The 11,981-nt window shown below is 37.0% G+C and carries 10 protein-coding genes; 5 read left to right on the top strand and 5 right to left on the bottom strand.

The features are described 5' to 3' along the window. Positions 1-493: 493 nt before the first annotated feature. The 3 genes from MHB55_RS00630 to MHB55_RS00620 are packed head-to-tail and all read right to left on the bottom strand — an operon-like array spanning position 494 to position 5,250. A complete protein-coding gene (locus MHB55_RS00630) occupies positions 494-994 on the bottom strand; it encodes a nucleoside deaminase (protein ID WP_151111802.1) in 501 nt (166 codons plus the stop codon). A 12-nt stretch (positions 995-1,006) separates the two neighbouring features. Continuing rightward, positions 1,007-4,087 carry an AAA family ATPase gene (locus tag MHB55_RS00625; RefSeq protein ID WP_191697327.1) on the bottom strand — a complete coding sequence of 1,027 codons (3,081 nt, stop codon included), beginning with the start codon at positions 4,085-4,087 and terminating at the stop codon, positions 1,007-1,009. Beyond that, positions 4,084-5,250 carry an exonuclease SbcCD subunit D gene (locus MHB55_RS00620; RefSeq protein WP_151111806.1) on the bottom strand — a complete coding sequence of 389 codons (1,167 nt, stop codon included), beginning with the start codon at positions 5,248-5,250 and terminating at the stop codon, positions 4,084-4,086. Before MHB55_RS00620 ends, MHB55_RS00625 begins: the two co-directional genes overlap by 4 nt. 146 nt (positions 5,251-5,396) lie before the next feature. Here MHB55_RS00620 and putP point away from each other — a divergent pair, with 146 nt between their 5' ends. The 5 genes from putP (at position 5,397) to MHB55_RS00595 (ending at position 10,619) form a co-directional block, all read left to right on the top strand. Then, a complete protein-coding gene (putP, locus tag MHB55_RS00615; protein ID WP_144538278.1) occupies positions 5,397-6,890 on the top strand; it encodes a sodium/proline symporter PutP in 1,494 nt (497 codons plus the stop codon). A gap of 155 nt (positions 6,891-7,045) precedes the next feature. Further along, positions 7,046-8,086 carry a fatty acid desaturase gene (locus MHB55_RS00610; protein WP_144538277.1) on the top strand — a complete coding sequence of 347 codons (1,041 nt, stop codon included), beginning with the start codon at positions 7,046-7,048 and terminating at the stop codon, positions 8,084-8,086. Between the two features lie 86 nt (positions 8,087-8,172). After that, entirely contained in the window at positions 8,173-9,303 is a 1,131-nt protein-coding gene (locus MHB55_RS00605; RefSeq protein WP_340862346.1) for a sensor histidine kinase, read from the top strand. 2 nt (positions 9,304-9,305) lie between these two features. Next, on the top strand, positions 9,306-9,905 hold the full coding sequence (locus tag MHB55_RS00600; RefSeq protein WP_144538275.1) for a response regulator transcription factor: 600 nt from the start codon (positions 9,306-9,308) through the stop codon (positions 9,903-9,905). 114 nt (positions 9,906-10,019) lie between these two features. After that, complete coding sequence (locus tag MHB55_RS00595; RefSeq protein ID WP_144538274.1) at positions 10,020-10,619, top strand: hypothetical protein; 600 nt, start codon at positions 10,020-10,022, stop codon at positions 10,617-10,619. 52 nt (positions 10,620-10,671) lie between these two features. On the opposite strand, the gene MHB55_RS00590 is transcribed toward MHB55_RS00595, so the two are convergent. Continuing rightward, positions 10,672-11,472 carry a metallophosphoesterase gene (locus MHB55_RS00590; RefSeq protein WP_191697329.1) on the bottom strand — a complete coding sequence of 267 codons (801 nt, stop codon included), beginning with the start codon at positions 11,470-11,472 and terminating at the stop codon, positions 10,672-10,674. A gap of 121 nt (positions 11,473-11,593) precedes the next feature. After that, complete coding sequence (locus tag MHB55_RS00585; RefSeq protein ID WP_222123068.1) at positions 11,594-11,881, bottom strand: hypothetical protein; 288 nt, start codon at positions 11,879-11,881, stop codon at positions 11,594-11,596. Positions 11,882-11,981 lie beyond the last annotated feature (100 nt).

Genomic DNA, 11,981 nt, shown 5'->3' with positions numbered 1-11,981 from the left:
ATCTTTTAAATTTAAGGTGTCTGGTCGTGATATGACCAGACACCTTTTTCGGTAATTTTATTAGTAAAGCCATCCATATTCTTTCTTCAACTAATAAATAATAATAAGGGCTAAGTAATCAAATATGATAGCTTTCCGTGGGGTGAGCTTTAAGCCATCACCGCTCTCTACACGCGCGTTTGTGATGTCTTATCTGTCTCACTCATCCCACTGGAGTCGCCGCCTTTCGCTACAATCATGCATTAAGTAGAAATGTTAAAGTGCTATTGGTAATTTAGCTCATTATCTGTTTTTTGCATTATTATAAAAGCATTTGAGCTAAAGTATTTAAGTTAAGAATAATGTATTTAATCGATTTCCGCTTCGTTTTTACTGCTTAAAGTAAGGTCTCACTCAAAAAAGGAAGATACTCAACTTAATTGCATTTTTGCGAGCGTCTTTTGCATTAGAAAAGTCATCATCATTTCCTCCATGAGCTAAAGTCTTTTTCCTTCTATGACAAATTATTACGTAATGATGTTACATTATTAATGTTTGTCTTCCAGCTATTCATTAATATCATTTGTCTTTGCTTTAGATCCTCAAACGGTTCTTCCATCACTTCAATACGGTCAAATTTTTCTAGGAAGATGGAGGTGTCCCTTAGCCTCTTATATCCTCCGAATCCCTCGTCATCATTTAGTAGCCATACTACCCGCTGGATCTTAGCAAACAATATTCCTCCCGTACACATTGGGCATGGCTCGAGTGAGCTATAAAGCGTAAACTTCTTGTTTTTTATTTTAGCATCAAACATTGCTGATCCTGCGTTTCGTATGGCTTCAATCTCAGCATGTGCCGTAATATCCTGACTTGGATGCACTCTGTTTCTGCCTTTTGCAATGAGGTTAAAATGTTCATCTACAATAACCGAACCAACTGGATAGGTATTCTCCTCTAAAGCTTTTTCTGCTTCCTCTAATGCCATCTCTAAGAAGTGTCGATCTATGTCCATGGTGCTCCCCCGTTACTTAATCACAAATTTTGTTTGGCTGTAGCCTTCTTTTAGCTTTTCCACTTCAAGAATCGCAGGAATGGCCGACTTAAGCTCACTAACATGAGAAATTACACCAACCATTCGTCCAGATTTCTGAAGGTCTACTAGTGTATCTATTGCGTTATTTAATGATTCCTCGTCTAGAGAACCAAAGCCTTCGTCGATAAACATCGTTTCAATCCTTACACTTCCACGATAACCCTGGATGACGTCCGACATACCGAGAGCAAGGCATAGGGAGGCATTAAACTTTTCTCCTCCTGACAATGTTTTTACATCACGAATTTGACCGGTATAGGCATCATATACATCTAATCCAAGCCCACTTTGTTTCCCATGGGTTTCCTGTCTATCGCTTCTCATTAGTTGGTACTGGCCATTCGATAAATACTTCAGCCTCTCATTGGCTGCATGAATGATTTGCTCTAAGTACTCAATTTGTATATATCGTTCAAATGAGATCTTTAAAGGATTTTGCCCTCTAAGCAAATCATACAAATCGAGGATATGACCTACTTGTTGCTCTAATTTGGCTATACGCTCGCTAGATAATGATAATTTTTCTTGTATTTCTGTTCCAGCTTTTACGTATTCCTTTGTACTGTTTAGAGTGTTTAACGCTGATTCGTATGCATTTTTAAGGTGAGTTAACTCCTCTTCAAGTAACTTTAAATCAGCCTTACTTTTACCTTCAAGCTTCTTCTGCCCATCCTTAACTTGCTCAGTAAAGGTATGCACTGCCTGTTTGTAAGCTTCACAGCGTTCCTTTAGTGTCTCTCGATCACGTTCACCCATTTTTGCTTCCTCATAAGCTCTTATCGTCTCAAAGCCCGCCTTAGATAATGCTTCTTTGAACTGGTGATCGGCCTTCTCTTTCTTGCGTATGGCTTCCTTCGCAGATTGAATGGCATGCTCGAGCTTCATCTCAGCTTTCGTATTCGAATCCTCAGCTTCTTTATATTTCTTTTGCACTTGCTCCCACGTATCTTCTAGCTGCTCCTTAAATCTTTTAGCCGCTCTAATTTGGTCCTGTAGGTCGTCTAAATTAGCCACTGTACTTGGAATAGAGCTCTGTTTTGAATCTACTACTGCTTTTACCTGCTCATATTCACCTTTTATCTGAAGGTATAATTTTTCTATATTATTTTTTTCATCTTCTAATTGCTCTATTTGTTCTAAGTTTTTTTTGTATGCTTCTTTTAAGGAATTTAGGTTTGCTTTATCGGAACGCAGCTCTCCTATTTCTATTTCTAGCTTTTCAACATCTAGCTTCACTTGCTCTATTTCTAAAATAGATAATTGAAGCTCTTCTAATTGCTCTAATATTTTTTCTACATTTTCCTGAGCATTTTCTCTTTTGGTACGGACGGTTAAAAAGCTAGTTTCCTTTTGGGTTAAATTACCTTTAAGCATTTGCATTTGGACATCGTTTAATATATCTTCATGAATTCGCGTACTAGTTGGCTTATGTTCGGTACTGCCACACACAGGACAAGCTTCCCCGTCAACGAGCTTAGAGGCCAGAATACTTGCTTGGCTAGTTAGCCATTTCTCCTCTTCATGTTGAAGTGTTAGCTTGGCTTCCAGAAATACTTTTTCTTCCGTTTCTTCTAGACGCTTCAATTCTTCAAACGTCTTCTCCTGCTGTATAAATTCCTGCATTAGCTGATAATGCTCTTTAATCTGAGAATATTGTTGAACCTTGTTATCTAACAGATCGACCCGCTCTTCTAGTTCTTCTTTTTTCTCTTTCAACAAAAGGATGCTTGCCTTAGCTTGCTGGTACTTGCCTATTTTTAAATCTAGCTGTGCTTTTAATTTATTTTGGCTATCGTCAGTTTCTTTTAATTGCGTTTTCTTTTGCTCTAGCTCTTCCATTAATGGCAGTAGAGCATTTAGCTGGATTAAAGCCTTTACACTTAGCTCTCGCTCTTGTTTCCTGTTTGATTCTTGAAGAAATTCTTTCTCCATTTGGCTAAAGAAATTAGCCTTTAAAGCTAGCTCTTCCTTTGCTTTCTCCATTAGGCTTGCCTTTAGATTTTCTTCCGTCACTGTTTCTCTATAGTAGTTTTCGATTGCTTCTATTGAGCTTGCTCTCTCTGCAGCCTCTAACCTTTTTCCTTCTTCTACATACGCAATCTCCTGCCCAAGAAGCTGTTGTAACTTCTGCTCTTTGAACTCTAGATCTTCCAGTTGTATATTTGTATTTTTAGCATTGTAGTATGCAGACTGCTTGGCAATTTGATTTTCATATGCTTCCTCACTGGAAACTTCATCTTTTTTAATCTTTTGGCAGTAAAACTTAGTCTCCTCCTGCAAGGCATCTTGTAATTGGAAGATATTAAATTGACCATCCTCCAGTAACTCAAAAAGTCTAGATTCTCGTTTCGGAAACGAAGCCACAATTTGTTCGGAATAACTATTGCGAGTACTTTCTTCTTTTTTAAGCTCAGCTTCAGCGACTACTTTTTTCTCTTTTAACCTTTCATTAATCATTCTATAAGGTTCGGTTTTAAAAATTTTTCGAAGGATTGCTTCCTTGTTTTCTGTAGAAGAGGTTAATAGTTTCCTAAATTCCCCCTGGGGAAGCATGACGATTTGGCTGAATTGATCTTGCGTAAGCCCAATGATGTCCTCAACCTTTTTGTTAATCTCTGAAACTATTTGTCTTTCGACAACAGGTACTTCTCCTGTCTCCTTAATCTCAAAGAACTCATATCTTTCACCTGTTGAGCTTTTATTTCCTTTTTTAACATGAGGAAGCTGTCTAAAAATACGATATTTCCTATTAAATATTTCAAAAATCAATTCAACAGAAGTGTGCGTATTGTCCAGTGCAAAGTCGCTTCGCAACATTTTTGTATCTTTTCTATCTTCCCCGCTTCCGGAGCCATATAGAGCAAAGCTTATGCCATCAAATATAGTAGTCTTCCCCGCTCCAGTAGCTCCTGATATAACAAATAGGCGATGGTCCTTCAAATCCAAAAAGTTAATGGTTTCTGTAAATTTATAAGGACCGAATGCGGTCATTTTCAATTGAATTGGCTTCATGCTCCGCTCCCTCCTTCTCTCTCTTCAAGCATTAAGCCGGAAAGCACTCCCTTAAATAGCTCCTTAGTTTCCTCTGCCGGAGCTTGTCCCCTTATCTCCTCATAAAACGATTCAAATAACATAAAGTCATCCATTTTATGGCGGCTTATCTGTTCTTCTGTTTTACCTAATCCAATGGATTGAAATACCTTTCTTTCTACATGCATCGCATTAGGATACACAGTTCGAATTTGCTCCATTGGCGAAAGTACTGGTGTATCGTCTAGCAACTTAACAAAAATATAATCCTCACTTGTCGGGTGCTGAAGAATGTCAGTTAAATAGCCTTCCACTGTACGCATATCTCTGTTAGGGATTAGCAGCCTCTTTTCTACCTTTAAATTACCCTCTTTATCAAGTTCTACTATTAAAAAACCTTTTTTATGATGTTCCTCTGATATTGAATATTTTAAAGGTGATCCGGCGTATTGAATGGTTTCATTTTGCACATAATGTGCTTGATGAAGATGGCCTAATGCCGTGTAATGAAAGTTCTTAAATAGAGAAGCGTCGACATACTCGGCTCCTCCAATTGCTAGTGGTCTTTCTGACTCACTAGTATTTTCCTCCTCTTGTCCTTGAGGTGTAACAAAGGCATGTCCTACTAATACATGTCTTTTAGTAGAATCCATTTGTAATTCTATTTCTTCCACTATTTTTTTCATAGCTAGCTGATGACTAGTAATTGTCTCATCCTCCATTATAAATCGAACCTGTGAAGGATCCATATACGGTACTAGATGAAACTCTACTTCTCCATAGTCATCATTTATTGTCACTGATGTAAGTTCTTTTGTTAGTTGTCCCACTATATGTAAACCAGTTTCTTTCATAATGTTGCTACCAAAGTTCAAACGACCTGGGCTGTCATGATTTCCAGCGATGCTTAGTACAGGAGTCTGATGTTTTAACACGATATCAGCCAGTATATCATTCAATAAATTTACAGCATCAGAAGGTGGCACAGCTCGGTCATACAAATCACCAGCTATAATCACCACATCTGGTTTTTCTTCATCTATTGCTTTTAAAAACTGGGCTAGCACAAGTCTCTGATCTTCGGTCATATAGATACCTTGTACTAATTTACCTAAATGCCAGTCTGCTGTGTGAAATATTTTCAAGAGAAAATACCCTCCTATATAAAGTTAGTATGTTTATTTATATCTATTTTATCATTTATAAATAACAGGTTATATTAACTTGCTAAGATTTCCTAATGAAGTTAAAAAGTAAAAATGTTATGATTATGACCAGAGGAGGATGTTATATGTCAGCAGAAACTTATCAAATAATAGCCATAGCCATATATATGGTGGCCATGCTTGCTATTGGTTATTATTCGTACAGAAAGACGGTTAATTTGACAGATTATATGCTAGGCGGACGTTCACTCGGTCCAGCTGTTACTGCATTAAGTGCAGGAGCTGCCGATATGTCTGGTTGGTTATTGATGGGGTTACCCGGAGCAATATATCTTAGTGGGATGGGAGAAGCTTGGATAGCGATTGGTTTAACCATTGGAGCATATTTAAACTGGTTATATGTGGCTCCACGATTACGTGTATACACACAAGTTTCCAATGATTCCATTACTATTCCAAGTTACTTAGAAAGTCGTTTAAAGCAATCTTCTCGTTTACTACGAGTGGCTTCCGGCCTGATTATTCTTTTATTCTTTACATTTTATGTATCTTCAGGAATGGTTTCAGGCGGAGTTTTCTTTGAAAGCTCTTTTGGATTAGACTACCACACGGGTCTGTTAATTGTATCGGGAGTAACAGTAGCCTATACACTATTTGGGGGCTTCCTTGCAGTTAGTTACACAGATTTCCTTCAAGGTCTTCTCATGTTCCTTGCTTTAATAGCTGTTCCAATAGTGGGAGTATTTACAACTGGTGGGTTAAGTGAAACTGTAGAATCGATAAAAGCAGTAGATCCTACTCATCTTAGCTTATTTGCAGGTACTACCTTTGTTGGAATTGTTTCTGCCGTTGCATGGGGACTTGGCTACTTTGGGCAGCCTCATATCATTGTTCGTTTTATGGCTATAAGCTCTGTAAAAGAAACTAAACAAGCTCGTCGCATCGGTATCGGTTGGATGATTTTAAGTTTAGCTGGAGCAATTGGAACTTCTTTAGTTGGAGTTGCATATTATCAACAAAATCCAAACCTTAGTTTAGATAATCCTGAAACTGTATTTATTGCTCTTGGGCAAATTATATTCCATCCATTTATTGCAGGCATTATGCTAGCTGCTATTTTAGCTGCAGTAATGAGTACCATCTCATCTCAGCTAATAGTTACTTCTTCGGCTCTAATAGAAGATTTGTACAAAGCAGTGATTAAAACAGATGCTTCTGATAAAACATATGTTTTATATGGACGCCTTGCGGTACTAGTTGTATCTATAATAGCCTTGGTAATTGGTTGGGATCAAGAGTCTACTATCTTGAAACTTGTTTCCTTTGCTTGGGCTGGTTTTGGAGCTGCTTTCGGACCGGTTATTTTACTTTCTTTGTATTGGAGAAAGCTAACTTCACAAGGCGCAGTATGGGGAATGGTCATCGGGGCAATAACTGTTGTCATTTGGGGTACTAACGAAACACTTTCAGATACATTATATGAAATTGTTCCAGGTTTCCTTTTAGCTCTTATTTTCACTGTTGTAGTAAGCTTGTTAACCTACAAGCCTAATGCAGAGATTGAAAAAGAATTCGATGAAACAGTTCGATTGTTAAAAGAAGAACGTAGTAAAAAATAAGCAAAGGGCTAACCGCATATCTACGGTTAGCTCTTTTTCTATATATTGTCCTATATGATATTTGTCATAGTGTTGACTTGACGTTTATGCCTACTCCTAATACCAACACTTCTATATAGTTAACCTAACAAGTTCTATATGTAGGAGGAATAATAATGAGTAGAGAAAAAACACTCGAGTTACGTAAAAATGTAAAGCCATTTGAAAATTCCGAGTTAAAGAAAAGTATCGTCCAGTTGGTTAATACGATTCCACCATTTTTTATCCTCTGGTTTTTAGCCTATTTAAGCCTCGACATTTCTGTATGGCTGACTGTTGGATTGTCTGTCATTGCTGCAGGATTTGTCGTTCGTATATTTATTATCTTTCATGATTGCACACACGGATCCTTCTTTAAAAATAAAAAAGCTAACAATATAACAGGAACTATCACTGGTATTATCACATTGTTTGCTTACGAAAAGTGGAAACGCGAGCATAATATTCATCATGCAACTAGCGGTAACCTAGATAAACGTGGAGTCGGCGATATTTGGATGATGACCGTTGAAGAGTATGTAGAGGCTTCACCTATGAAGCGACTTTCTTATCGACTATATCGCAATCCTATCGTTATGTTTGGCTTAGGACCTGCATTACTATTTTTAGTAAGTAATCGTTTTAATCGTAAAGGCGCTCGAGGAAAAGAGCGTAATAATACGTATATCATTAACATTTCAGTGATTGCAATTTATTCTTTCATGATTTGGATGATTGGCTGGCAAGCCTTTGCAATTATTCAAGGAACTATTCTTTTTGTAGCAGGAGCATTAGGTATTTGGTTATTCTACGTACAACATCAGTTTGAGGATTCCTATTTCGAGGATGAGAAAGAATGGGATTATGTGAAAGCTGCCATCGAAGGAAGCTCTTATTACAAGTTACCACGTGTACTACAATGGGTAACTGGCAATATCGGCTTTCATCATGTGCACCATCTAAGTCCAAGAGTTCCTAATTACAATTTAGAAAAAGCACATGAATCGACACCACCTTTACACAAGGCAACAACCATCAATCTTCGTACTAGCTTACAGTCCATTCATTTCCGTTTGTTTGATGAAGAAAATAAAAGCTTTGTAAGCTTTAAAGAGATTAAGCATTTGCTGAAGCAATCCAATCTAAATGCTAAAAATACAACATTTGAAGGAAAATAAATCCCTAATTTAACCATTCCTTTTTACGAGGGAATGGTTTTTCTATTATAATGTAGGAAAGCGTATATGCGAGAGGTGTCTTATAAATGACAAAGTGGTATCAAATTTTCCCTAAATCTCCCTGGTTAAGTATTTATGCTTGGGTAGTATTTTGTATCTTCCCTTTCTTCTTCATCTTTCGTTCCAATGAGCTTTCAGAAATTATTTTCGGCTTACTCTTAACCGGTATATTCTTTCTTGCATATCGTCTTTCCTTTAAGTCTACAGGTTGGTTTTTATACGTTTGTTTAGCTATTGAAATTACGATTAGCTTATTTATGACCTTCTTTTACGGCTATATATACTTTTCTATTTTTCTTTCTTTCTTTATTGGTAATATCACACAAAAGGTAGGCTTCTTTTTAATATATAGCTTAAATATTGTTGCAACCTTAACTGTAGTCATCATTGGTTTCTTTGTAGAAATAGAGCTATTTATCTCTCAATGGCCATTTTTAGTCATATGTATGCTTGGTGTAATCCTATTGCCTTTTAGCACCTATAATCGACATAAACGAGAAATGTTAGAGGGCCAATTAGAGGATGCTAATAAACGGATTGCTCAGTATATGGTTATAGAGGAACGAGAAAGAATAGCAAGAGATTTACACGATACGCTTGGTCAAAAGCTATCAATGATAGGATTGAAAAGCGACTTAGCTGGAAGATTAATGGATAAGGACCCTGAGGCAGCCAAGCATGAAATTCAAGATATTCACCAGACTGCACGTTCCGTTTTGAAGGAAGTACGGGAATTAGTTACAAACATGCGGGGTACTAAATTAGAGGATGAGATTTATCGAGTGCAACAAATATTAAACGCGGCGGAAATTTCTTGTAAGTTTAGTGGTTCTCTCAACACTGTTAAACTCCCTCCAATTGTAGAAAATATGCTAAGTATGTGTCTGAAGGAAACAGTCACGAATGTAGTAAAACATAGTGGAGCTACATCGTGTTCGATTTCTCTCAAGCAGTCTGCTAAAGAAACCCTACTGAAGGTACATGACAATGGCAAGGGTTTAGATCTTAGTAAGGATTGGATTAAAGGACATGGATTGCAAGGTATTAAGGAACGATTGGAATTTGTAAATGGCAGTCTTGATATCTATTCAAAAAATGGCACTACCATCAATATACGAGTTCCAAATGTAATATTACAAACACGGCAGGAGGATTAGACATGATACGAATTGTTATAGCTGAAGATCAACGGATGGTGTTAGGGGCACTTGGCTCTCTTCTCAATCTAGAAGAAGACATGGAAGTAATCGGTAAAGCAAATAATGGAGAGGAAGCTCTTAAACTTATTCAACAGCTTCAACCTGATATTTGTATTATGGATATTGAAATGCCTATTAAAAGTGGACTAGATGCTGCGGAAGAGTTAAAAGATAACCCTTGTAAGGTAATTATATTAACTACCTTTGCCCGCTCAGGATATTTTGAAAGAGCACGTAAAGCAGGAGTTAATGGTTATCTTTTAAAGGATAGTCCTAGTGAGGAGCTCGCAAATTCTATCCGTATAATTATGGATGGCCGCAGAATTTATGCTCCAGAATTAGTAGATATGGCCTTTGAAGAAGAGAATCCTTTAACCGAAAGAGAGAGCCAAGTTCTTGAACTAATTGCCGATGGCAAAAATACAAAAGAAATTGCAAATGAGCTTTTCATTACAACAGGGACTGTCCGAAATTATATATCAGTGATTTTAGAAAAGCTTCAAGTGGGTAATCGAATTGAAGCAATCTCTCGTTTTAAAGAAAAAGGTTGGTTCAAATAATAATTCTCAATTTTTATAGTTACTTTTTTCCATATTTCGCGTCTAATACTTTACACACTTTTGAATTGTACTAGTCAAGTCAATAATCCTTTAATAAAAGGAGGAGAGTGAAATATGAAAAAAAAGTATCTTATTTTAACCCTTGTCCTAATTGCATGTGTCGTACTATTAATTGTTTTTGTCCCAAATGTATTTAGCAATGTTGAAGCTCCCGACAAGGAAGTATCCGAGGAGAATCAAGAGGCAATTATGACGGAGCGGGAACAGGAAAGCACTGACAAGCAAGTGCATTACACGATTAACTTTGACGAAGATCGTTATAAGCTAATCGTAGGCGACCAGTCGGACGTTCTTACAACAAGAGAGCCTTTAGAGGAAAAGTATCCAGAGGTTTCTATGAAATTTGAACAAATCAAAGATCAAACACCGGATGAGCTGCTCCCCATTTTAGAAAAACAAATAGAATTGGATTATACCAGTCCGAAAGAAACAGAAACTGTTACAGAACCAGTGAGAGGATACTGGTTGCACGCAATTAGCCATGATACTACGGGGTTAACTAATTGGGATAGTCCGGTCGGCGACATTTATATCATTGACAATGGTAATGGTGGCAGCTTTGTTATTACACAGAAGTATTTTCTAGAAGCTGCTGAAGGTCACGGTTCGAATTTCCGAAGTATACTAGAGACATTTCAAATAGTAGATAAATAAATATAAAACCCCCTGCTTTTATTCACTCTAAATGTGAAATTTGCAGGGGGTTTTACTTACTTTTTAATGTGACAACGACTAACTCAGGAGTATTAAATACACGAATAGGTACCAAACTGTTACCTAAACCACGGCTTACAATCATTGTTGTATCCTCTGCTTCATAGGTTCCTGATGTATATTTAGGAAACACTCCCTGCCCAGGAGCAACTAAACCTCCTAATCCGGGAATTCGGAATTGGCCTCCATGCGCATGACCAGAGAACACTAAATCCATTTTATAATCAACATAGTCTTGAAATACCTCTGGTCGGTGGGACAGCACTAGCGTATAATCCTCGCTATCTTCAAACCGCTTAAGCTGCTCATTAACTGAGAAACCGCTTAAGGGGTCTTCAATGCCGATAATACGCATCTTTTCACCGTTATATTCCATCATTTCTTCTTCATTGGTTAAAACATGGACACCCACATTCTGTAAGGAAGTTTTAATATGATTTACATCATTGGTGGCAATTTCATGATTCCCTGTAACATAGTAAACTGGTGCTATATTAATAATTTGATTGACTAAATCTAGACTATTCTGTAAGTCATAGCGATTGCTGTCAATTATATCACCCGTTATAAAAATAATGTCCGGGTTTATGTCCTTAATCTTATTGACGAGTTTAACTTGTTTTTCCCCAAATGTTGCATCATGTAAGTCTGAAATTTGTAGTATTGTCCAATCATTAAAGCTAGCTGGAATCTTTTCTGATTCAATTGTAACTTCGTTAATACTTACGCGAGTGTTCCCTATGTAAAGCGACACAGCTAATATTACTACTAATAAAAAAATCCATTTTTTCATCTAAAATCTCCTAGTTTGTATGTACAAAGAGGTTGTTCACGTGAGATTCAAAATAATCCCCATACATTTATATGGGGATTGCTAAATTTGTCGACTTTTCTTATTTCCCAGGAAATAAGTGCTAGTTCATTCCACTAGTGGCTGAAAAAACAAAGAAAATTATAATAGCATAAAGCAAAATAGTTAACACTATAGAAATAGCCATCCAAATAAGTGTTGCTCGTGCATAGTTACGTCTTGGATCTGGATTTCCAAACCCCCAGATAAACAGCATAACTAAATTGGCGATTGGAATAATCATAATAAGCATAGTGATTAGCCAATCTCCTACGGACATCTCAGTAGAAGTCTTTGAAGTCGAGCCTTCTGGTTTGTACTTTTGTAGCTGCTCCTCTTCATACGTGTTCAAATCAATTCCTCCATTCCCTATTATAATTACATGAGAAAATCATGTCTATTTCCATTTTACGTTATAAAAGGTAAAATAGTCATCTAATTATAGAAAAGAA

Source organism: Psychrobacillus sp. FSL K6-1267, from assembly GCF_038003265.1.
Classification (GTDB): Bacteria; Bacillota; Bacilli; order Bacillales_A; family Planococcaceae; genus Psychrobacillus; species Psychrobacillus faecigallinarum.
This window is presented reverse-complemented; position numbering and strand designations above follow the sequence as displayed.